The organism is Streptomyces sp. BK022, assembly GCF_004217355.1.
Classification (GTDB): domain Bacteria; phylum Actinomycetota; class Actinomycetes; order Streptomycetales; family Streptomycetaceae; genus Streptomyces; species Streptomyces griseoluteus.
Map to the genome: position 1 here is coordinate 971,681 of NZ_SHKU01000003.1, position 22,274 is coordinate 993,954.

15 protein-coding genes and 1 pseudogene are annotated in these 22,274 nt (G+C 73.6%); 6 read left to right on the top strand and 10 right to left on the bottom strand.

Translation table 11 applies throughout. From position 1 onward, the window contains the following. Positions 1-76: 76 nt before the first annotated feature. The 7 genes and pseudogenes from EV284_RS15970 to EV284_RS16000 all read right to left on the bottom strand — a co-directional run. Complete coding sequence (locus EV284_RS15970) at positions 77-883, bottom strand: CoA ester lyase (RefSeq protein WP_130334478.1); 807 nt, start codon at positions 881-883, stop codon at positions 77-79. Beyond that, entirely contained in the window at positions 880-2,094 is a 1,215-nt protein-coding gene (locus EV284_RS15975; protein WP_207229045.1) for a CoA transferase, read from the bottom strand. Before EV284_RS15975 ends, EV284_RS15970 begins: the two co-directional genes overlap by 4 nt. Then, positions 2,091-2,984: a ribokinase gene (gene rbsK, locus EV284_RS15980; protein WP_130334480.1), complete on the bottom strand. Its 894-nt coding sequence runs from the start codon at positions 2,982-2,984 to the stop codon at positions 2,091-2,093. The genes EV284_RS15975 and rbsK overlap by 4 nt, the downstream gene beginning before the upstream one ends. Further along, the gene (locus tag EV284_RS15985; protein WP_130334482.1) at positions 2,981-4,345 is read right to left on the bottom strand and encodes an ADP-ribosylglycohydrolase family protein; all 1,365 of its coding nucleotides are present in this window, start codon (positions 4,343-4,345) and stop codon (positions 2,981-2,983) included. Before EV284_RS15985 ends, rbsK begins: the two co-directional genes overlap by 4 nt. Further along, the gene (locus EV284_RS15990; protein WP_130334484.1) at positions 4,333-5,517 is read right to left on the bottom strand and encodes an ADP-ribosylglycohydrolase family protein; all 1,185 of its coding nucleotides are present in this window, start codon (positions 5,515-5,517) and stop codon (positions 4,333-4,335) included. The genes EV284_RS15985 and EV284_RS15990 overlap by 13 nt, the downstream gene beginning before the upstream one ends. 7 nt (positions 5,518-5,524) lie before the next feature. After that, positions 5,525-7,069, bottom strand: a complete 1,545-nt coding sequence (locus EV284_RS15995; protein WP_242625705.1) for an ADP-ribosylglycohydrolase family protein — start codon at positions 7,067-7,069, stop codon at positions 5,525-5,527. After that, positions 6,955-7,875, bottom strand: a pseudogene (locus tag EV284_RS16000) (ADP-ribosylglycohydrolase family protein); the annotation flags it as partial. The gene EV284_RS15995 and the pseudogene EV284_RS16000, both read right to left, overlap by 115 nt. A gap of 173 nt (positions 7,876-8,048) precedes the next feature. Between EV284_RS16000 and EV284_RS16005 the strand changes: the two are divergent. The 3 genes from EV284_RS16005 to EV284_RS16015 all read left to right on the top strand — a co-directional run bounded on the left by EV284_RS16005 (position 8,049) and on the right by EV284_RS16015 (position 15,257). Further along, positions 8,049-8,780 (top strand): VIT1/CCC1 transporter family protein, encoded by a 732-nt coding sequence (locus tag EV284_RS16005; protein ID WP_130334489.1) that lies wholly within the window; start codon positions 8,049-8,051, stop codon positions 8,778-8,780. Positions 8,781-9,196: 416 nt separating this feature from the next. Beyond that, complete coding sequence (gene gltB, locus EV284_RS16010) at positions 9,197-13,801, top strand: glutamate synthase large subunit (protein ID WP_207229047.1); 4,605 nt, start codon at positions 9,197-9,199, stop codon at positions 13,799-13,801. Then, entirely contained in the window at positions 13,794-15,257 is a 1,464-nt protein-coding gene (locus tag EV284_RS16015; protein WP_130334491.1) for a glutamate synthase subunit beta, read from the top strand. Before gltB ends, EV284_RS16015 begins: the two co-directional genes overlap by 8 nt. A gap of 100 nt (positions 15,258-15,357) precedes the next feature. On the opposite strand, the gene EV284_RS16020 is transcribed toward EV284_RS16015, so the two are convergent. After that, positions 15,358-16,275: a rhomboid family intramembrane serine protease gene (locus EV284_RS16020; protein ID WP_130334493.1), complete on the bottom strand. Its 918-nt coding sequence runs from the start codon at positions 16,273-16,275 to the stop codon at positions 15,358-15,360. A gap of 250 nt (positions 16,276-16,525) precedes the next feature. Here EV284_RS16020 and EV284_RS16025 point away from each other — a divergent pair, with 250 nt between their 5' ends. After that, entirely contained in the window at positions 16,526-17,737 is a 1,212-nt protein-coding gene (locus EV284_RS16025; protein WP_130334495.1) for a hypothetical protein, read from the top strand. A gap of 13 nt (positions 17,738-17,750) precedes the next feature. Here EV284_RS16025 and EV284_RS16030 read toward each other — a convergent pair whose 3' ends face one another. Then, a complete protein-coding gene (locus EV284_RS16030; RefSeq protein ID WP_130334786.1) occupies positions 17,751-18,644 on the bottom strand; it encodes a hypothetical protein in 894 nt (297 codons plus the stop codon). Between the two features lie 95 nt (positions 18,645-18,739). Here EV284_RS16030 and EV284_RS16035 point away from each other — a divergent pair, with 95 nt between their 5' ends. Together EV284_RS16035 and pepN are read left to right on the top strand one after the other, a co-directional pair. Next, the gene (locus EV284_RS16035) at positions 18,740-19,078 is read left to right on the top strand and encodes a chorismate mutase (protein WP_130334497.1); all 339 of its coding nucleotides are present in this window, start codon (positions 18,740-18,742) and stop codon (positions 19,076-19,078) included. Between the two features lie 89 nt (positions 19,079-19,167). After that, positions 19,168-21,648, top strand: a complete 2,481-nt coding sequence (pepN, locus tag EV284_RS16040; protein ID WP_130334500.1) for an aminopeptidase N — start codon at positions 19,168-19,170, stop codon at positions 21,646-21,648. 24 nt (positions 21,649-21,672) lie between these two features. Here the strand turns inward: pepN and EV284_RS16045 are convergent, their stop codons facing one another. Beyond that, the gene (locus EV284_RS16045) at positions 21,673-22,167 is read right to left on the bottom strand and encodes a GNAT family N-acetyltransferase (protein ID WP_130334502.1); all 495 of its coding nucleotides are present in this window, start codon (positions 22,165-22,167) and stop codon (positions 21,673-21,675) included. Between the last annotated feature and the right edge of the window lie 107 nt (positions 22,168-22,274).

A 22,274-nucleotide genomic window follows, 5' to 3' on the forward strand; every position in this document is an offset into this window, starting at 1 on the left:
GGCAAGAAGGGCTGACGCCGGCCCCGTACGCACGCCGAAGGGCGCCCGGATCTCCGCCGGGCGCCCTTCGGCGTGTTCAGGTCCCGCCCGCCATCGAGAGGATGCGCTGCGCCTGCGCCACCGCCGCCGCGTCGATGAAGCGGCCGTCCGGGAGGGCGAGAGCGCCCTGCTCGGCGGCCGCCGCCTTCAGCACCGTCTCCGCCTCCGCCACCTCCTCCGGGGTAGGCAGGTAGGCCCGTGCGATCACCGGGAGCTGGCGGGGATGGATCGCCGCACGCCCCACGAAGCCCAGCGCGCGGCCGTGGGCGCAGGACGCGGCGAGCCCGTCCAGGTCACGCACGTCGGGATGCACCGACTGGGGCGGCGGGGCGAGGCTGGCCGCGCGGGCGGCCACCACCACGCGGGAGCGGCACCAGTCCAGCCCCGCGTCGGCCCGTACCCCGAGGTCGGAGCGGAGGTCGGCCTCGCCGAGGGAGAGGCCCCGCAGCGAGGGGTGGGCGGTGGCGATGGCGTAGGCGTGCTCGATGGCGAGGGCGGACTCCAGCAGGGCGTACAGCGGGAGCGCGGTCGCCTCCGCGGTACGGCGGATCTGCTCGGGCGCACCCACCTTGGGCAGCCGGAGCCCGGAGGCGCCCGGCAGGGCGGCCAGGGCGGCGAGGTCGGCGGCCGCCCAGGGTCCTCCGGGGCCGTTGAGCCGGACGTGGACCGGGACCGGCTGCGGGTCGGCGAGCCGCTCGGCGGTGGCCGTGCGGGCGTACTCCTTGCGGTCCGGGGCGACCGCGTCCTCCAGGTCGATCACCACCACGTCGGCCCCCGCCGCGAGCGCCTTGTCCACCACACGCGGCCGGTCGCCCGGGACGTAGAGCCAGGTCAGCGGGGTCACAGCGCACCCTCCTCGCGCAGTGCGCCGATCTCGGCGGGGCCGAGGCCCAGCTCGGTGAGGACCGCGTCGGTGTCGGCACCGTGCCCGCGCCCGGCCCAGCGGATCGCGCCGGGGGTCGCGGAGAGCCGGAAGAGCACGTTCTGCATGCGCAGCGGGCCGAGGTCGGGGTCGGCCACGGTGGTGACCGTGTCCAGCGCCAGGTACTGCGGGTCCTCGAACACGTCCCGGACGTCCTGCACCGGGGCGATCGCCGCCTCCGCCTTCTCGAAGGCGGCCAGCACCTCGTCGCGGGGGCGGGCGGCGATCCAGTCGCCGACCGCCTCGTCCAGTTCGTCGGCGTGCGCGGCCCGCCGCACACCGGTGGCGAACCAGGGCTCGTCGATCAGCTCGGGCCGGCCCACCAGCCGCATCACCCGTTCCGCCACCGACTGCGCGGAGGTGGAGACCGCGACCCAGCTGCCGTCCAAGGTGCGGTAGGTGTTGCGCGGGGCGTTGTTCGCGGACCGGTTGCCGGTGCGCTCCTGGACGTAGCCGAGCTGGTCGTACCAGGTCGGCTGGGGGCCCAGCACCGCGAGCATCGGCTCGATGATCGCCATGTCCACCACCTGTCCGGCGCCGGTGCGCTGCCGGGCGGCCAGCGCCGTGAGCACGGCGTACGCGGTGGCCAGGGCGGTGACGGAGTCCGCGAGCCCGAAGGGCGGCAGGGTCGGGGGTGCCTCCGGCTCGCCGGTGAGGGCCGCGAAGCCGCTCATCGCCTCGGCCAGCGTGCCGAAGCCCGGCCGGTGCGCGTACGGGCCGAACTGGCCGAAGGCGGTGACCCGCGCCAGGACCAGCCGGGGGTTAGCCGCCGACAGCTCCGGCCAGCCGAGGTCCCACTTCTCCAGGGTGCCGGGGCGGAAGTTCTCGATGACCACGTCGGCGGTGGCGGCGAGCCTCAGCAGGGTGTCCCGGCCGCCGGGGCGGGACAGGTCCAGGGTGATGGTCCGCTTGTTGCGGCCGAGCGTCTTCCACCACAGGCCGATGCCGTCCTTGGCCGGGCCGTGCCCCCGGGACGGGTCGGGCCGCAGCGGATGCTCGACCTTGATCACCTCGGCGCCGAAGTCACCGAGCATGGTGGCGGCCAGCGGACCGGCGAACAGGGTGGCCAGGTCCAGCACCCGCAGGCCGTCCAGCGGCGGGCGGGTGGCGTCGTCGGGGCGGTCGGCGCTCATGCGGTGTACTGCGCCTCGATCTCGGGGCGGTACGGCATCGACGCCGAAGCGCCCTCCCGCTGCACCGACAGCGCGGCCGCGGCCGCCGCCCAGGACAGCGCCTCCCGCAGCGGCTTCTCCTCGGCCACGGCGACCGCGTACGCCCCGGCGAAGGTGTCGCCCGCGCCGGTGGAGTCGATCGCGGCGACCTGGTGGGCGGGCACCGCGAGCGGCTCGGTGTCGCGGGACACGTACAGCACGCCCGCCTCGCCCAGGGTGAGGACCACCTCCGGCACCAGGTCGAGCAGGCCGACCGCCGCGTCGAGGGGGTCGGTGCGGCCGGTGAGGGTGACGGCCTCGTACTCGTTGGGGACCAGCACGTCGGTCACGCTCAGCAGCTCCTCCGGCAGCGGCTGGGCGGGGGAGGGGGTGAGGACCGTACGGACGCCGTGGCGCCGCGCGGCCTCCGCGCCCGCGATCACGGCCGGGAGCGGTACTTCTAGCTGGAGCAGCAGGGCGTCGGCGGAGGCGATCAGGCCCTCGTCGCCGGGGGAGAGGTGGTCGACGGTGGCGTTGGCGCCGGGGACGACGACGATGGCGTTGGCGCCCTCGTCGTCCACCACGATGTGCGCGGTGCCGGACGGGCCCTCCACCGTGCGGAGGAAGTCGGTGTCCACACCGGAGTGTTCGAGGTTGTCGCGGAGCCGGACGCCGTACGCGTCGTTGCCGACCGCGCCGATCAGCGACACCGTGGCGCCCGCGCGGGCGGCGGCCATCGCCTGGTTGGCGCCCTTGCCACCGGGGATGGTGCGGAACTCCCGGCCGGTGACGGTCTCGCCGCGCTGCGGGGCCCGGGCGACATAGGTGACGAGATCCATGTTCGTGCTGCCGAGCACGACGATGTGGGTCATGGGCGGGTCGCCTCCAGGTGGGTGAGTCGGGCGAGGGTGTCGAAGCCGGTGCCGTCGAAGTCGGCGACCGTGCTGGCGAGCCGGTTCTTCAGCGGGGCCCGCCAGCGCTCGGGCAGCGCGTCGGGGGCGCCCGCGAGGAGGCCCGCCACGCAGCCGGCCGTGGCGCCGTTGGAGTCGGTGTCCCACCCGCCCGACACCGCCCGGCAGACCGAGCCGGTGAAGTCGCCGTCGGCGTGGGTGAGCGCGGCGGCGATCAGGGCGGTGTTGGGCAGGGCGTGCACCCAGTGGTGGGTGGGGCCGTACACCATGTGGAGCGCATCCACCACGTCATCGAAATCTGTGTGCCGCTCGGCCAGTTGGACGGCGTGGACGATGGCGACGGCCAGCCGGGAGGCGGGCGGGACCACCGTGAGGCCGGTACGCAGACAGGCGTGCACGTCCTGGGTGCCGGTGGCGGCGGCGGCGATGACGGCGGCCGCGAACATCGCCGCGTGCACCCCGGTGCAGGTGTGGGTGAGGACCGCGTCCCGGTGGGCCTGCGCGGCGGCCGCCCCCGGATCTCCCGCGTTGGTCCAGCCGTGCACATCGGCCCGGATCAGGGCGCCGATCCACTCCCGGAACGGGTTGCGGAACCGGGCCGTGTGCGGGGGCTCGACCCCGGCGAGGAGGTTGCGCAGGGCGATGCGCTCGGCGGTGAAGGCGCGGCCGGGCGGGAGTTCGTCCAGCCAGAGGCGGGCCACGTCGTCGGTGGTGAAGGCGCGGCCGTGGCGGCGGAGCAGGAGCAGGCCCAGGAGGGGGTAATTGAGATCGTCGTCCTCGGGCATGCCGTCGATGTTCTCGGCGAGCGAGGTCGGGGCGGAGCGGCGGTTCCACGGGTACCGGGCGAGCAGCTCCTCCGGTACGCCCTTCGCGGTGAACCACGTGGTCAGCGGCCAGTTGCCGGTGGCGCGGGCCAACTCCCGGACACCGTCCAGCGGAAGCTTCTCCACCGGCTTGCCGAGCAGGCAGCCGGCGGCCCGGCCCAGCCACGCGGCCTCCAGCGCCTCCGGATCGGGGGCGGTGCGCCGGGCGGGGGAGGCGGGCCAGTCGGGGCACAGGGCCGCGATCCGGTCCAGCGCGGTCGGCTCCAGCTCGGCCAGGTCGCTGGGCAGCTCGGCCAGTTCGTCCAGCAGGTCCTCGGCCAGCAGCCGCAGACAGCGGGAGACGGGCTCCGAGGAGGCTCCGGCGCGCTCGGGGGCGTCCGCGCCGCCCGCCGCGCGCCAGCGCGCCTCGATCCCGGTGGCGTTGCGACCGTCCAGGCGGGCCTGGCGCAGCTCGTGGCCGACCAGGTCCTCGGGCTGCACCCAGGTCAGTCGCAGCATGCCGGGCCTCCCAGCGCGGCGAACGCCCGCTCGTGCGCCCGGCGCCGTCCGGTGTCCCGGACGAAGACCTCGCGGGCGACCTCGGTCAGCTCGCGGGCCGGGGCCCACAGGTCCAGGCGGCTCGCCTCCGCGACCGTCTTCGCCCAGTCCTCGGGCACCGGCGAGCCGAGCGCGCCCGCGAGAGCGCCGGCCATGGTGGCGATCGAGTCGCAGTCCCGGCCGTAGTTGACCGCGCCGAGTACCGCGTGCCGCAGGTCGCCGCCCGCCACCACCAGCATGCCGAGCGCCACGGGGAGTTCCTCGATCGAGTGCAGCCGGGAGGGGCGCCGGGCGCCGAGCGAGGGGGCGCGGTAGTCGGGGCCGACGGTGTCGTACGGGGCGACCGCCCGGCGCAGCGGGAGCAGCGCCGACTCGAAGTCCGCGTGTCCGGCCGCGACTTCGCAGACCTTCTCGATGGCCTCGCGGGTGCCGTCCTTGGCCAGCTCCAGGCAGGCGGCCACCACCGAGTCGGGGGTCGCGCCCGGCGCGCAGGCCGCGGCCACGGCGGCCGCGAACACCCCGGCCGCCTCCCGGCCGTACGAGGACTGGTGGGCGCCGGCGACGTCCAGCGCCTCGGCGTAGGCGCCCGCCGGGTTGGCCGCGTTGACCAGGCCGACCGGGGCCATGTACATCGCCGCACCGCAGTTGACGATGTTGCCGGTGCCCGCCTCACGCGGGTCCACGTGGCCGTACGCGATCCGGGCCACCAGCCACTTCTCCGCGAGGAAGATCCGCTGCAGCGGCAGCGCCTCCGCCTCCAGCTCGGGAATCCAGCGCGGCTCGGTCATCAGGTCCGGCACCAGGTGGTCCGCGACGGCGTACGCGTCGAGGTGGTCCCGGACGCGGGCGTACACCCGGATCAGCGCGTGCGTCATCAGGGTGTCGTCGGTGACGTGCCCGTCACCCTTGTGGTACGGCGCGATCGGGCGGGCGGTGCGCCAGTCGTCGCCGTTCCAGGGGCCGACGATCCCGTGCACCCGGCCGCCGTGCCGCTCCACGATCCGGTCCGGGCTGTAGCCCTCCACCGGCCCGCCGAGGGCGTCGCCCACCGCGGCTCCGACCAGTGCGCCGGTGATCCGTTCGTCCAGACCGATTCCACCGGAATTTGAGATTTCATCACTTTTCGGCGTCATGCCCGCATCATCCCCCTGGCCGGGTCCGTTGGGCGGCTTCCAGCAGCCCGGCGAGTTCCACCAGATCGGTCCCGGTCAGCCGGGGCAGCGCACAGCCGGAGAGGGTCCTGCAGGACTGCCGCCACGCCTCCGGTACGCACTCCCCGCCGCCCAGCGCCCCGCAGAGCGCCCCGGCGAGCGCGGGCGCGGAGTCCGCCACGCGGGAGAGGCAGGCGGCGGCCGGTACCGCCTCCGCGATCCGCCCGGCCGCCGCGAGGGTCAGCGCCAGCGCCACCGGGACGGTCTCGGCGGCGGCGATGCCGTAGCTGTAGACGTGGTCCACGATCTGGTGCTCCAGCAGGGGGACCAGGGCGAACGCGGTGTCCGTGGCGGTCACCAGGGCCAGCGCGTGCCGGGCGTTGCGGCCGATCTCGGTGCCCTCGGGCAGCTCGTCCAGCGCCGCCGCCACACACGCGTCCGCACCCGCGCCGGAGAGGGCGGTGGCCAGCGCCGCCGCCATCGCCCGCGCCCCGTGCACCCCGTCGCCGTCCTGGGTGTAACGGGCGTCGAACTCCGCGAGGCCGGCGGCGCGGGCCGGGTCCCCCGGGTGGGCCACGGCCAGTACGCAGGCGCGCACACAGGCCGCGTCGTCGAAGTAGTGCGGGTTGTCGTGGCCGGTCGCGGGCGGGCGCAGCCCGGCGGCGAGGTTGCCGAGCCCGGCGCGCACCGAGATGCGGGCGCGCAGCGGGAGTACGGCCGACTCGATCTCCGGCGCGCGTTCGGCGGCCGCCGCGACCTCCGAGGCCACGGCGGTCCAGGTCAGGTCGATCGCGGCGCGTATCCGGCGGTCCCGGCTGAGGTCGCCGAGCACGTCGTCCCCGGCCCGCAGGACGGCCTCCGCCGCGAACGCCGCCCACTCCGCGTCGTCGGAGGGGCCGAGGCGGAGCGGCTCCGGGGGCTGGTTCAGCGCGATGGGCACCGGCAGTGTGGTGGTGGCGTTCTGCTCGGCGAAGGTGTCCAGCTCACGGGTGAGCCGCCGCGTCCACTCCGGCATCCGGGCCGCCCGGTGCCGGGCGGCGGGCCAGCCCGCCGCGTCCCCGGCGGCGAGCCCCAGCAGCAGTCCCTCGATCCGCCGGGTCACGACCGGTCCTCCGCGTCCGTGTTCCGCACGGCCGCCGCGTGCGGGAACGATGTCTCCACCACGGTGCCCACCAGGGTGAGCGGCGGCTCCACGGCCGGCCGCAGCCCCTCCGGCACCAGGTCCGGCGGCACCACCCCCTCGCCCCACTTGCCGCCCTCCTCCGGGGTCAGCAACTCGGCCACGTCCAGGATGTGGTGGCCCGACATGGCGGGCAGACACCTGCCACGGGCCGGACCAATGGCGGCGGCCCACACCCCGGGGATGGCGGCGACCCCGTTGGTCGCACCGGCCAGGGCACCCGCGACGGCCGCCGTGGTGTCGGCGTCCCGGCCCATGTTGACGGCCGTCAGCACCGCTTCCGGGAAGTCCCCGTCGGCCGCCGCGTACGCGCCGAAGGCGAGGGCGACCGCCTCCGGGGCCAGGTCGGTCCAGGGATAACCACCGATGACCACCGCCGTACGGACCGCGCGCTCGCCCCGGTGCGCGACGGCGACCGCCCGGCGCAGTGAGCGGGCGGTCCAGGAGTCGTCCGGTACGACGGCGAGGGCGGCGGCGATCACCACGGCCGGTTCCGCGCCCGCCATCGCGGCGGCCACCCCGGCCGCCACCGCCTGGCCGCCGTAGATGCCCTCGCCCTCGTGGCTGACCGAGCCGTCGACGGCCACCAGCCGGGCCGCCTCCGAGGGCCGCCCCGCCGCGAACACCCCGAACGGCGCCGCCCGCATCGCCAGCCCGTCGCTCCAGGCGTGCCGGTGCTGGGCGGAGATGGGCGCCGCCAGCCCCCGGCGCAGGTTCTCCAGCGTGCCCCGTTCGCTGAACCCCGCGCCCCGGAAGGGGCCCTCGGCCCGGTCGGCGATCCACTGGTGCCAGGCCGCCTCGACGTGGGCCGGGGTGAGCGCGGAGCCGTGCCGGGCGAGCAGCAGCCCGGAGAAGATCGCGTACTCGGTGTCGTCCGTGCCGCACGGCCGGTCGGTGACGTACCCGGTGATGCGGCCCCAGCGCGCGCGGATCTCGGAGGGCTTCAGGTTCTCGGCGGGGGCGCCCAGGGCGTCGCCCACGGCCAGACCGAGCAGCGCGCCGCGCGCCCGCTCGCGGAGTCCGGGCCCGGCGGGGGCGGGCAGCGGGGAAGCGGGTGCGTTCGGTGCCATGGGCGGGACCCTCCTTCGCCAGGACCGCGTGGCCCTTTGCGGATGTGTCCCACCCGAGGGGCGCCGCCCTAGCCTCCGGGGCGCCGCCATCACCCGCTCGGTACCGGTAAATCCCTGCTCCGGGTGGCTGAGCTGGGAGGACGCCGGTGGTTAGCCCAGCCTGGCCTTGCTGGCGGCGGAGCGGGTATCCGCGTAGATTGAAGGTCGCTCAAAAAATAGAATCAGTCCAAAGTTAGCTTTGGCTCAGCTTACCGGGGGTCCTCATGGCCGTCATCGAGACCGGGGCCGCGCTGCACGAGGCGCACCGCGACAACCACACGCACCGCGACGTCAACGGCGGGTGGCTGCGTCCCGCCGTGTTCGGCGCGATGGACGGCCTGGTCTCCAACCTCGCCCTGATGACGGGCGTCGCGGGCGGCTCGGTGGGTCACCAGACGATCGTCATCACCGGCCTCGCCGGGCTCGCGGCCGGTGCCTTCTCGATGGCGGCCGGCGAGTACACCTCCGTCGCCTCGCAGGCCGAGCTCGTCCAGGCCGAGCTGGACGTCGAGCGCCGCGAGCTGCGCAGGCACCCGCAGGCCGAGCAGGATGAGCTGGCCGCGCTGTACGTCTCCCGCGGCGTCGAGCCCGGCCTCGCCCGCGAGGTGGCCCGGCAGCTCTCGAAGGACCCCGAGCAGGCGCTGGAGATCCACGCCCGCGAAGAGCTGGGCGTCGACCCGGACGACCTGCCCTCCCCGCTGACCGCCGCCGTCTCCTCCTTCGGCTCCTTCGCGCTGGGCGCCCTGCTGCCCGTCCTGCCCTACCTGCTGGGCGCGACCGCCCTGTGGCCCGCCGTGCTGCTGGCGCTCGCCGGGCTCTTCGGCTGCGGCGCGGTGGTCGCGCGGGTGACCGCCCGCAGCTGGTGGTTCAGCGGTCTGCGCCAGCTCGCGCTCGGTGGTGCGGCGGCCGGGGTCACCTTCGCGCTCGGCACCCTGTTCGACACCGCTGTGAGCTGAGAGACCCTGGACATATGCCGGGGCGCGCATAAATAATTGTTACTCGCGGGTTTCGCACGCTTGGCCGTCGGGAATGAGCCGTAAGCACTGCGGGCAACGGCGCCCGCGGTGCACTCGCGGGACGGGCGACGACGCCTCTTCCGCCCGCTGGGTCCGACCGGTCACCACCCGTCCGGCCCAGTCGCAGGACCCCGGTCGACCCGCAGCGAAACCCCGCTCTTCCCGCCGCCCCGAGCGGCGCTCGCCGTACCCCACGGCACCCCGCCGCGCCTCCTGTGGCGTCCGCATGGTGGAACGGAGTATCCGGTTCCCGACAAGCGTTCCATCATGTAACCTGCACGAAATTTTGCACCAGCAGAGGGCCAGCGTCGTCCCTCGGCACCTGCCACACGCCACTGACGACGACGGGAGAGCCGATGCGTACGACGCGCCAGCCGTCCCCGCACTCCGTGACCGACCGCCCCTGGTCCTTCATGGATGCCCGCCCTGCCGCGCAGGGCATGTACGACCCCCGCGACGAGCACGACGCCTGCGGCGTCGGCTTCGTGGCCACCCTCACCGGTGAGGCGAGCCACGCGCTGGTCGAGCAGGCGCTGACCGTACTGCGCAATCTCGAGCACCGCGGCGCGACCGGCTCCGAGCCCGACTCCGGCGACGGCGCCGGCATCCTCTCCCAGGTGCCCGACGCGTTCTTCCGCGAGGTGGCCGGATTCGACCTGCCGGCCGCCGGTTCCTACGCCGTCGGCATCGCCTTCCTGCCCGAGGCCGGCACCGACGAGGTCGTCTCACGGATCGAGACGATCGCCGCCGAGGAGGGCCTCGACGTCCTGGGCTGGCGCGAGGTCCCCGTCGCCCCCGAACTGCTCGGCGCGACCGCCCGCTCGACCATGCCGGTCTTCCGCCAGCTCTTCGTCGCCGGCGGCGGCAGCGAGGGCATCGCTCTCGACCGCGAGGCGTTCGTGGTGCGCAAGCGCGCCGAGCGGGAGGCCGGGGTCTACTTCCCGTCCCTGTCCGCCCGGACGATCGTCTACAAGGGCATGCTGACCACCGGCCAGCTCGAACCCTTCTTCCCGGACCTGTCCGACCGCCGCTTCGCCTCCGCGATCGCGCTGGTGCACTCCCGCTTCTCCACGAACACCTTCCCGTCGTGGCCGCTGGCGCACCCGTACCGCTTCGTCGCCCACAACGGCGAGATCAACACCGTCAAGGGCAACCGCAACTGGATGCGCGCCCGCGAGTCCCAGCTCGCCTCGGACCTGTTCGGCACCGAGGACAACCTCGCGCGCACCTTCCCGGTCTGTACGCCGGACGCCTCCGACTCGGCGTCCTTCGACGAAGTGCTGGAACTGCTCCACCTCGGCGGGCGCTCGCTGCCCCACGCGGTGCTGATGATGATCCCGGAGGCGTGGGAGAACCACGCCACCATGAACGTGAAGGACGCCGACCGCCGGGCCTTCTACCAGTTCCACTCCACGATGATGGAGCCCTGGGACGGTCCCGCCTGCGTCACCTTCACCGACGGCACCCAGGTCGGCGCCGTGCTCGACCGCAACGGCCTGCGCCCCGGCCGCTACTGGGTCACCGACGACGGTCTGGTCGTCCTCGGCTCCGAGGTCGGCGTCCTCGACATCGACCCCGCCAGGGTCGTCCGCAAGGGCCGCCTGCAGCCCGGCCGCATGTTCCTCGTGGACACCGCCGAGCACCGCATCATCGAGGACGACGAGATCAAGGCGTCCCTCGCCACCGACCAGCCCTACGCCGAGTGGCTGGAGGCCGGCGAGATCGAGCTGGGCGACCTGCCCGAGCGCGAGCACATCGTGCACACCCACGCCTCCGTCACCCGCCGCCAGCAGACCTTCGGCTACACCGAGGAGGAGCTGCGGGTCATCCTCGCCCCGATGGCCAAGGCGGGCGCCGAGCCCATCGGCTCCATGGGCACCGACAGCCCCATCGCGGCCCTCTCCGAGCGCCCCCGGCTGCTGTTCGACTACTTCACCCAGCTCTTCGCCCAGGTCACCAACCCGCCGCTGGACGCCATCCGCGAGGAACTGGTCACCTCCCTGCGCTCCTCGCTGGGCCCCCAGGGCAACCTGCTCGACCCCACCGCGGCCTCCTGCCGTTCCGTCGTGCTGCCCTTCCCGGTGATCGACAACGACGAGCTGGCCAAGCTCATCCACATCAACGCCGACGGCGACATGCCCGGCTTCAAGGCCGCCACCCTCTCCGGCCTGTACCGGGTCTCCGGCGGCGGCGACTCGCTCGCCGCGCGCATCGAGGAGATCTGCGCCGAGGCGGACGCCGCCATCGACAACGGCGCCCGGCTGATCGTGCTCTCCGACCGGCACTCCGACGCCGAGCACGCCCCGATCCCGTCGCTGCTGCTCACCGCGGCCGTCCACCACCACCTCATCCGCACCAAGCAGCGCACCCACGTGGGCCTGCTGGTCGAGGCCGGTGACGTCCGCGAGGTCCACCACGTCGCCCTGCTGATCGGCTACGGCGCCGCCGCGGTCAACCCCTACCTGGCGATGGAGTCCGTCGAGGACCTGGTCCGCGCGGGCACCTTCCTGCCCGGCATGGAGCCGGAAGCGGCCATCCGCAACCTGATCCACGCCCTCGGCAAGGGCGTGCTGAAGGTGATGTCCAAGATGGGCATCTCCACCGTCGCCTCCTACCGGGGCGCGCAGGTCTTCGAGGCCGTCGGCCTGGACGACGCCTTCGTGGAGAAGTACTTCGACGGCACCACCACCAAGATCGGCGGCGTCGGCATCGACGTCATCGCGCGTGAGGTCGCCGCACGGCACGCCAAGGCGTACCCGGCCAGCGGCATCGCGCCCGCGCACCGCACGCTCGACATCGGCGGCGAGTACCAGTGGCGCCGCGAGGGCGAGCCGCACCTCTTCGACCCGGAGACGGTCTTCCGCCTCCAGCACTCCACCCGCTCCGGCCGCTTCGACATCTTCAAGAAGTACACCGACCGGGTGAACGAGCAGTCCGAGCGGCTGATGACGCTGCGCGGCCTGTTCGGCTTCGACTCCGGCCGCGCCCCCGTCCCGGTGGACGAGGTCGAGCCGGTCTCCGAGATCGTCAAGCGCTTCTCCACCGGCGCCATGTCGTACGGCTCCATCTCCCAGGAGGCGCACGAGACGCTCGCCATCGCCATGAACCAGCTGGGCGGCAAGTCCAACACCGGTGAGGGCGGCGAGGACCCGGAGCGGCTGTACGACCCGGCCCGGCGCAGCGCCATCAAGCAGGTCGCCTCCGGCCGTTTCGGCGTCACCTCCGAGTACCTGGTCAACGCCGACGACATCCAGATCAAGATGGCCCAGGGCGCCAAGCCCGGCGAGGGCGGCCAGCTCCCCGGCCACAAGGTGTACCCGTGGGTGGCGAAGACCCGGCACTCCACGCCCGGCGTCGGCCTGATCTCGCCGCCGCCGCACCACGACATCTACTCCATCGAGGACCTCGCCCAGCTCATCCACGACCTGAAGAACGCCAACCCCTCGGCCCGCATCCACGTGAAGCTGGTCTCCGAGGTCGGCGTCGGCACGGTCGCGGCCGGTGTGTCCAAGGCGCACGCCGACGTGGTGCTGGTCTCCGGTCACGACGGCGGCACCGGCGCCTCCCCGCTCACCTCGCTCAAGCACGCGGGCGGCCCCTGGGAGCTGGGCCTCGCCGAGACCCAGCAGACCCTGCTGCTCAACGGGCTGCGGGACCGGATCGTCGTCCAGACCGACGGCCAGCTGAAGACCGGCCGGGACGTGGTCATCGCCGCGCTGCTCGGCGCCGAGGAGTTCGGCTTCGCCACCGCGCCCCTGGTGGTCTCCGGCTGCGTGATGATGCGCGTCTGCCACCTGGACACCTGCCCGGTCGGCATCGCCACCCAGAACCCGGTGCTCCGCGAGCGCTTCGAGGGCAAGGCCGAGTACATCGTCAACTTCTTCCGGTTCATCGCCGAAGAGGTGCGCGAGCTCCTGGCCGAGCTGGGCTTCCGCTCCATCGAGGAGGCCGTCGGCCACGCCGAGGTGCTCGACGTGGAGCGTGCGGTCGACCACTGGAAGGCCCAGGGCCTGGACCTGGCGCCGCTGTTCCACGTGCCCGAGCTGGCCGAGGGCGCGGTCCGCCACCAGGTGGTCGCCCAGGAGCACGGACTGGAGAAGGCGCTCGACAACGAGCTGATCAGGCTCGCCGCCGACGCGCTGGCCGCCACCGACGCCACCGAGGCGCACCCGGTGCGCGCCCAGGTCGCCATCCGCAACATCAACCGCACGGTCGGCACCATGCTCGGCCACGAGGTGACGCGGAAGTTCGGCGGCGCGGGCCTGCCCGACGACACCATCGACATCACCTTCACCGGCTCGGCCGGCCAGTCCTTCGGCGCCTTCCTGCCGCGCGGAGTCACCCTCCGCCTGGAGGGCGACGCCAACGACTACGTCGGCAAGGGCCTCTCCGGCGGCCGGATCGTGGTCCGCCCCGACCGGGCGGCCGACCACCTCGCCGAGTACTCCACCATCGCGGGCAACACCATCGGCTACGGCGCCACCGGCGGCGAGCTGTTCCTGCGCGGCCGGAGCGGCGAGCGGTTCTGCGTCCGCAACTCCGGGGCCCTGGTGGTCTCCGAGGGCGTCGGCGACCACGGCTGCGAGTACATGACCGGCGGTCACGCGGTCGTCCTCGGCCCGACCGGCCGCAACTTCGCGGCGGGCATGTCCGGCGGCATCGCGTACGTCGTCGACCTCGACCCGGACAACGTCAACGCGGGCAACGCGGATGCCGTCGAGCCGCTGGACGACGCCGACCGGACCTGGCTGCACGACGTGGTGCGCCGCCATGCCGAGGAGACCGGGTCCACGGTCGCGGCGAAGCTCCTCGCGGACTGGGACCGGTCCGTGGAGCGCTTCAGCAGGATCATCCCCCGCACGTACAAGGCAGTGCTCGCCGCCAAGGACGCCGCCGAGCGAGCCGGTCTCTCCGAGACCGAGATCACCGAGAAGATGATGGAGGCGGCGACCAATGGCTGATCCCAAGGGCTTTCTGAACCACGGCCGCGAGGTCGCCCGGACCCGTCCTGTCGACGAGCGCGTCAAGGACTGGAACGAGGTCTACGTCCCCGGCGCCCTGCTGCCGATCATCGGCAAGCAGGCCAGCCGGTGCATGGACTGCGGCATCCCGTTCTGCCACAACGGCTGTCCGCTCGGGAACCTGATCCCGGAGTGGAACGACTACGCCTATCGGCAGGACTGGGCGGCCGCCTCCGAGCGGCTGCACGCGACCAACAACTTCCCCGAGTTCACCGGGCGGCTCTGCCCCGCGCCCTGCGAGTCGGCCTGTGTGCTGGGCATCAACCAGCAGCCGGTCACCATCAAGAACGTCGAGGTCTCGATCATCGACCAGGCGTGGGAGACCGGGGACGTGGCCCCGCGCATCCCCGAGCGGCTGTCCGGCAAGACGGTCGCGGTCATCGGCTCGGGACCGGCCGGCCTCGCCGCCGCCCAGCAGCTCACCCGCGCCGGCCACACGGTGGCCGTGTACGAGCGCGCCGACCGCGTCGGCGGCCTGCTGCGGTACGGCATCCCCGAGTTCAAGATGGAGAAGCGGCACATCAACCGCCGTATCGAGCAGATGCGCGCGGAGGGCACCCGGTTCCGCACCGGCGTGGAGATCGGCCGCGACCTCAAGGCCGGCGACCTGAAGAAGCGGTACGACGCGGTCGTCATCGCCGCCGGTTCGACCACGGCCCGCGATCTCCCCGTCCCCGGGCGGGAGCTGACCGGCATCTACCAGGCCATGGAGTACCTGCCGCTGTCCAACAAGGTCCAGGAGGGCGACTTCGTGGCCCCGCCGATCACGGCCGAGGGCAAGCACGTCGTGGTCATCGGCGGCGGCGACACCGGCGCCGACTGCGTGGGCACCGCCCACCGCCAGGGCGCGGCCTCCGTCACCCAGCTGGAGATCATGCCCCGCCCGAACGACGCGCGGCACCCGCTGAACCAGCCCTGGCCGACCTTCCCCATGCTGTACAAGGTCACCAGCGCCCACGAGGAGGGCGGCGAGCGGGTCTACGCCGTCTCCACCACCCACTTCGAGGGCGACGAGGACGGCAACGTCCAGGCGCTGCACCTGGCCGAGGTGGAGTTCGTCGACGGCAAGCTGACCCCCAAGCCGGGCAGCGAGCGGAAGATCCCGGCCCAGCTGGTCACCCTGGCCATGGGGTTCACCGGCACCGACCGGGAGAACGGCCTGGTCGACCAGTTCGGGCTGGAGCTGGACGAGCGGGGCAACATCGCCCGCGACGCCGACTTCCAGACCAACGTGCCCGGTGTCTTCGTCGCCGGTGACGCGGGCCGGGGCCAGTCCCTCATCGTGTGGGCCATCGCCGAGGGCCGCTCCGCCGCCCGCGGGGTGGACCGCCACCTCACCGGGGCCAGCGAGCTGCCCGCCCCGATCCGCCCCACCGACCGCGCCCTGGCGGTCTGACACCCTCACACCCGGTGTGCCGTACAACGGCGTACGGAACATCAGACGGCGCCTGCCCGACAGTCCCCGACCGGACGCCCGGGCAGGCGCCGCCGCCTTGTCAGTAGGTGCCGCTGGTCAGCGTCGCCACCTTCACCGCCGCCAGCGCCAGCAGCAGGACCAGCAGGCCCGCGCACACGGCCCACTGGATCAGCGTGCGGCGCTCGCCGCGCGGGGCGTAGGCGAAGGCGAGGGTGACCACGGCGCCCGCGAGCAGACCGCCGAGGTGGCCCTGCCAGGAGGTCGCGAAGGCCGAGACCACCAGCCAGATCAGCAGGCCCGTCATGTACTGGTTGACCGACCGCATGTCGTAGCCGAGCCGCCGTCCCATCACCCAGTACGCCGCGCCCAGGCCGAACACCGCGCCCGAGGCGCCCACCGTCGGCACGTCCGGCGCGATCAGCAGCACCAGGACCGAGCCGCCGAGCGCCGAGAGCAGGTACAGCGCGAGATAGCGGGCCCGGCCGAGCTGGGTCTCCACCACCCGGCCGACGTTCACCAGCGCCACCATGTTCAGCACGATGTGCACCACGCCGATCCCGTCGTCCGGCGGCATGTGCAGGAACGCGCCGGTCAGCAGCCGCTCCCACTGGCCGCCCACCACCCCCTCCGGGGTCAGCACGGAGTCGTACGGGTACTGCCACAGGTAGTGGCCGCCGTCCGGGCCCACCAGGCCCGCGCCCAGCATCCCGAACCGGTCCACGACCGAGGGCCGGGCGAGCTCCGCGAGGTAGGCGAGCACGTTCAGCGCCACCAGTACCCAGGTGACCAGCGGAAACGTACTGATCCGGCCGCCGAACGCGGTCCGCGCCTGCCGCACCGAGCGGGCGCCCTCCCGCACGCACTCCACGCACTGGTGGCCGACCGACGCCTCGCGCATGCAGTCCGGGCAGATGTAGCGGTCACAGCGGGTGCAGCGGACGTGCGACTCCACCAGGGGATGACGGAAGCACGTGGTCACGGCGGACTCGGCGGTCACGGCCGGCTCCTTAGAGAAAAAGGGGGGTGTCGAAGGTGAGCCGGTGGGGACGGCGGCGAACAAAATATCGGATCATCGCAGGATGGCCGCGCCCCCGGCTGTGATCAACCGATTTCCCGACGCCGCGTCAGCGCCTCGCTCGCCGCGCACTCTTAGGCATGAACGCACCGGCGAGGCATTTCGGGCAGCTCCGAGGGGCGTGCTGATGATGTCCCGACCCACGCGCCCGCGTGGTCGGGAGGAGACGGCCATGTCCGAGCAGAACGAGCAGGCGGAGCACGGCGTCGGGGAGTTCACCCTCACCGGCCCGCTGGCCGCCGTGCCCCCGGCCGGGTACACCGCCCCCGAGCCCGACGAGAAGTGGACACTCCGGGGCGGCTTCGCCCACGTCCACCACGGTGAGCGCAACCGGGGCATCGTCCGCCCGGTGGTCGTGGCCGACGGCTTCGGCCTCGGCAAGAGCGACCTCACCCGGCTCCACGCGGGCCTCGACACCGACTTCCCCCTCCTGACCGAGCTGCGCCGCCGGGGCCGCGACGTCATCCTGGTCGGCTTCGACGAGCGCAGCGCCTCCATCCCCGACAACGCCCGGACCGTCACCGAGGCCGTGCTGCGGACCATCGCCGAACGGCTCGGCTCCGCCCGCCTCACGGTGGGCGGCTTCAGCACGGGCGGCCTGGTCACCCGCTACGCGCTCGCCAGGATGGAGCACGAGGGCATGGACCACCAGACCGCCGTGTACTTCTCCTACGACACCCCGCACCGCGGCGCCTACATCCCCCTCGGCCTCCAGGCGTTCGCGCACTTCATCCCGGTGCCCAACGACTTCGCCCGGCAGATGAGCAGCCCCGCCGCCCGCCAGACGCTCTGGCGCCACTACGACGCGATGACCGGCCAGAACGGCATCGCCCCCGAGCGCCGCGAGTTCCTCCGGCGCCTGGCCGACGTCGGCGGCTGGCCGCGCCTCCCGCGCCTCCTGGCCCTCGCCAACGGCCGCGGCGACGGCATCGGCACCGCCGTCCCGCCCGGCGGGACGGTGCTGAGGTCGGAGCGGGTCTACCCCGGCACCGCCTTCTCCGCCCAGGCGCAGGGCCGCGAGGTCACCGTCGCCGAGCTGAAGCGCCGCTTCCCCGCCTCCGAGAAGACGATCACCACCGGCGACCTCCCCGAGACGGACGGTGCCCCCGGCGGCACCCTGCGCTCCTACGGCACCCTCGCCGACGCCCTGAGGAAGGCCGGCGCGCAGGTCGATCTGCGGCACGCGGAGACCTGCTTCGTGCCCACGGTCAGCGCGGTCGCCCTGCGCGATCTGGACCAGCAGAAGGACCTCTACCTGAGCGTGGAGGACGTCGACCCGGACGAGAGCGAGGCCGACGACTTCGTCTGTTCCTCCACGACCACCGCGCACACGGCCGTCACCGAGGAACTCGGCACCTGGCTGCTGGACCGCCTCCCGGACTGAACCGGACCAGGGCCTAGGTCTCGCACTCCAGCACCGTCCGGCACAGCCCGCAGCGGGCCTTGACCCGGCCCCGCACCGGCACCCGGATGCGCTGGTGGCACACCGGGCACGGGAAGGCCACCTTCAGTCCCGCGCCGTCCGGGGTGAACTCGTAGGGGGAATCCGGACGGGGCCGGCCGCTGTCCTGCCGGGCGGTGTCACGCCGGTCGTGGGCGTAGCGCCGCCGGGCCGCCCAGCCCGCCCCGGCGAGCGGCGCCCGCCGCTCGTCCGCCCGCGCCCGGTCCCGGCCCGCGACGTAGGCCGTGTACGCCTGCGGACTGGTGAACCACACCGCCGGGTCCTCCCCGAAGACCGCCGCCCGCTTCGCCAGGACGTAGCCGAACTCCTCCGGGGTGAGGTAGCCGAGCTTCTGCGACGCCTCGCCGTGCTCCCGGTAGGCGTCCAGCAGCAGCCAGCCGGCGCCGAGGTACGTGGTCACCGTGTCGGTGAGGATCTCGTTCTCCGCGGTCGTGGGGAACGCGAGACCCAGCCGGTGCAGGTACACATGGGCCACCTCGTGGGCGAGGGCCGCGCCGATGTCCCGCCGGTGCGCGCGGAATCGGTCGTTCAGCTCCACGAAGTACTCCGGGCCCGCCGCGAGTTCCACATCGGCGGCGTGCGTCATCTCCCGGAAGCAGACGATCAGCCGCGCGTCCGGCAGCCGGAAGTGCCGTACCAGCTCCCGCGCCACCCGCTGCGCGCCCAGATGCAGGTCCTCCTCGTCGCCGAACGCCACGTCGGCCGGGGCCACGCTCGCCCCGAAGGTCCGCAGGCCGTCCTCCGACAGCCGCCGGTACAGCGCCGTGACCGACGACCGCACCGTCCCGAGGTGCGGGAAGCCGTGTTCCACCGGTCCGCCTGCCACCACGCCCGCACCCCCGAAGGTCGCCCGGAACACCCCCTCCCACTGTAGGACCGCCCACCGCCACCGCATCCCGCCCGCGCCCCGTAGGGTTGACGCCCATGACCATCAGCAACACCGGCACCGGTGACGTCGACCCCGAGGCCCGCGAGGAACTGGAGCGGCTGCGGGCCAGCATCGACAACATCGACGCGGCCGTCGTCCACATGCTGGCCGAACGCTTCAAGGCCACCCAGCAGGTCGGCCGCCTCAAGGCCCGCCACCACCTGCCGCCCGCCGACCCCGGCCGGGAGGCCCGCCAGATCGAGCGGCTGCGCAGCCTCGCCGAGGACGCCCGCCTCGACCCCGCCTTCGCCGAGAAGTTCCTCAACTTCATCGTCGCCGAGGTGATCCGGCACCACGAGCGCATCGCCGAGGACTCCGCCCACATCCGCCCCTGACCCGCGTACGCCCGGCGTGGGGCCGGACATAAGCCGCGTACCGAACCGCCCCTGTCGGCCGCCGGGGGCGATCGGGCAGCATGGCCCCCATGTCCGTACTGACGCGCGACGAAGCGCAAGCCCGAGCAGAGTTCCTCGACGTCCACCGCTACACCGTCGATCTCGACCTCACCACCGGTGACGAGACCTTCGGCTCCCGTACCGCGATCCGGTTCACCGCGCGCACGGACGGTGACACCTTCGTCGAGCTGAAGCCCGCCGAGCTGCGCGCCGTCACCCTCGACGGACAGCCCCTGGACGCGGCCACCCTCGACGGCAGCCGGCTGCCGCTGAAGAACCTCACCGCGGGCGAGCACGAACTCACCGTCGACGCCGTCATGCGCTACTCCCGCACCGGCGAGGGCATGCACCGCTTCACCGACCCCGTCGACGGCGAGACCTACGTCTACACCCAGCTCTTCCTCGACGACGTCCAGCGCGTCTTCGCCGCCTTCGACCAGCCCGACCTCAAGTCCGTCTTCGACGTGACCGTGACCGCCCCCGAGGGCTGGCAGGTGCTCGCCAACGGCGTCACCGAGGACCTCGGCGCGGGCCGCTGGCGCGCCGCCACCACCCCGCTCGTCTCCACCTACCTCGTCGCCGTCGCGGCGGGCCCCTGGCACTCCGTACGCACCGAGCACCGCGGCCTGCCCTTCGGCATCCACTGCCGCCGCTCGCTCGCCCCCCACCTCGACGCCGACGCCGACGAGATCCTGGACATCACCCGCGCCCTCTACGACCGGTACCACGAGAAGTTCGAGGAGCCCTACCCCTTCGACTCCTACGACCAGGCGTTCGTCCCCGAGTTCAACGCCGGCGCCATGGAGAACCCCGGACTCGTCACCTTCCGCGACGAGTTCGTCTTCCGCTCCGCCGTCACCGACACCGAGCGGCAGACCCGCGCCATGGTCATCGCGCACGAGATGGCCCACATGTGGTTCGGCGACCTCGTCACCCTCAAGTGGTGGGACGACATCTGGCTGAACGAGTCCTTCGCCGAGTACATGGGCTACCAGACCACCCTGGAGGCCACCCGCTTCACCCAGCCCTGGGTGGAGTTCGGCGTCACCCGCAAGTCCTGGGGCTACGACGCCGACCAGCGCCCCTCCACCCACCCCGTCGCCCCCGAGTCCGTCGACGACACCGCCGCCGCGCTGCTCAACTTCGACGGCATCTCCTACGCCAAGGGCGCCTCCGCCCTGCGCCAGCTGGTCGCCTGGCTCGGCGAGAAGGACTTCCTGGCCGGCATCAACACCCACTTCGAGCGGCACCGGTTCGGCAACGCCACCCTCGCCGACTTCATCGACTCCCTCGCCTCCGCCACCGAGCGCGACGTACCCGCCTGGGCCGACGCCTGGCTGCGCACCACCGGCGTCGACAAGCTCACCCCCCGCCTCACCACCACCGACGGCGAACGCGTCCTGACCGTCGAGCACGAGGGCAGCCGCCCGCACCGCGTCACCGCCGGCCTCTACGACCACGACCTCACCGAGGAGGGCCGCCTGACCCTGCGCGAGCACGTCGGCCTCGACGTTCCGCAGACCACGCCCCAGCCGCTCGGCAAGCGGCCCGCGCTGCTCCTCCTCAACGACGGCGACCTCACCTACGCCAAGGTCCGCTTCGACCCCGAGTCCTTCGAGACCCTGCGCACCAGCCTCTCCGGCCTGCCCGACCCGCTCACCCGCGCCGTCGCCTGGAACGCCCTGCGCGACGCGGTCCGCGACGGCGGACTCCCGCCCACCGCCTACCTTCAGACCGCCCGCGCCCACCTGCCGCTGGAGAGCGACCTCGCCCTCGTCCAGGGCGTCCTGGCCTTCGCCGGCACCCACATCGCCGACCGCTACCTCACCCCCGAGGAGCGGCCCGCGGCCCTCGCCACCCTCGGCTCGCTCTGCCGCGACCTGCTGCGCCGCACCGAGGACGGCGACAACCCCGGCCTGCGCCTGGTCGCCGTACGGCACTTCATCGACGTCGCCGCGCACCCCGACACCATCGCCGCCTGGCTCGCCGACGGCACCGTGCCCGGCGGGCCCGAACTCGACCCCGAGCTGCGCTGGCGCATCCTCGGCCGGCTCGCCGTGCTCGGCGCCACCGACGAGACCGCCATCGCCGCCGAACTGGAGCGCGACCCCTCCGCCAACGGCCAGGAGGGCGCCGCCCGCTGCCGCGCCGCGCTGCCCGACCCGGAGGCCAAGCGGCGGGCCTGGGAGTCGATGTTCGCCACCGACGACCTCTCCAACTACCTGTTCAAGGCCACCGCCCAGGGCTTCTGGCAGCCCGAACAGGCCGACCTGGTCAGGGAATACGTACCCCGCTACTACGACGAGGCGGTCGCGGTGTCCGCCCGGCGCGGGCCCGCCATCGCCACCGCCGCCGGCGCCTGGGCCTTCCCGCACCACGCCGTCGACCCCGAGAACCTGGCGCTCGGGCAGGCGTGCCTGCGCGACGCCGACCCGGTACCCGCGCTGCGGCGCAAGCTCGCCGACGAACTCGACGACCTGGCCCGCGCGCTGAGGGTGCGCGGGGAGTAAGCCCGGCACGCCGGGCGGTGCGGCTCAGGACCTCCGCAGCCACTCCGCCCGGCGCAGCACACCCCCGGGCGCCTCCAGAGCGAAGCCGAGCCGCTCCAGGAAGCGCTCACCCGCCTTCCACCCGGCCGGCACCGTCGCCGTGACACGGGACGCGCCCCGCCCCAGCAGCGTTTCCGCCACCGCCCGCCCCAGACCCCGGCCCCGCGCCCACGGCGCCAGCAGGAACAGCCCCACCGCGACCGCGCCCGGTCCGGGCCAGTCCCGTACCGCGTCCACCAGGCCCGCGACCTCGCCGCCCCGCTCCACCAGGAGCAGCACCTTGTCGCCGGGGTCCGCGCCCTCGGGCAGCGCGTAGTACAGGCTCTGCACATCGCCCGGCGCCGACGGCAGACCCGTCGCCGCCGTGAACCAGTCCTCGCACTCCTCGAATAGCCGCAGCAGCGCCGCCTCGTCGGCCGGGCCCGGCTCGCGCAGCAGCACCCGCTCACCGGGCAGCCCCACCGTCCACGTCCCACTCATCCCGGCGACGGTAGTGCCGCCCGGACACCGCTCCAACGCGTTTTCCCCGTACGGCAGTACCCATTTCCCGCTCCCGCTCGTTGTGCAGCGCGGACACCCGGCTCCCG

What these genes read in the sequence shown, in the direction of transcription:
- EV284_RS15975 (WP_207229045.1), bottom strand. Translation starts at nt 2,094, where the DNA reads ATGAGCGCCGACCGCCCCGACGACGCCACCCGCCCGCCGCTGGACGGC.
- rbsK (WP_130334480.1), bottom strand. Translation starts at nt 2,984, where the DNA reads ATGACCCACATCGTCGTGCTCGGCAGCACGAACATGGATCTCGTCACC.
- EV284_RS15985 (WP_130334482.1), bottom strand. Translation starts at nt 4,345, where the DNA reads ATGCTGCGACTGACCTGGGTGCAGCCCGAGGACCTGGTCGGCCACGAG.
- EV284_RS15990 (WP_130334484.1), bottom strand. Translation starts at nt 5,517, where the DNA reads ATGACGCCGAAAAGTGATGAAATCTCAAATTCCGGTGGAATCGGTCTG.
- EV284_RS16005 (WP_130334489.1), top strand. Translation starts at nt 8,049, where the DNA reads ATGGCCGTCATCGAGACCGGGGCCGCGCTGCACGAGGCGCACCGCGAC.
- gltB (WP_207229047.1), top strand. Translation starts at nt 9,197, where the DNA reads ATGCGTACGACGCGCCAGCCGTCCCCGCACTCCGTGACCGACCGCCCC.
- EV284_RS16015 (WP_130334491.1), top strand. Translation starts at nt 13,794, where the DNA reads ATGGCTGATCCCAAGGGCTTTCTGAACCACGGCCGCGAGGTCGCCCGG.
- EV284_RS16025 (WP_130334495.1), top strand. Translation starts at nt 16,526, where the DNA reads ATGTCCGAGCAGAACGAGCAGGCGGAGCACGGCGTCGGGGAGTTCACC.
- EV284_RS16035 (WP_130334497.1), top strand. Translation starts at nt 18,740, where the DNA reads ATGACCATCAGCAACACCGGCACCGGTGACGTCGACCCCGAGGCCCGC.
- pepN (WP_130334500.1), top strand. Translation starts at nt 19,168, where the DNA reads ATGTCCGTACTGACGCGCGACGAAGCGCAAGCCCGAGCAGAGTTCCTC.
- EV284_RS16045 (WP_130334502.1), bottom strand. Translation starts at nt 22,167, where the DNA reads ATGAGTGGGACGTGGACGGTGGGGCTGCCCGGTGAGCGGGTGCTGCTG.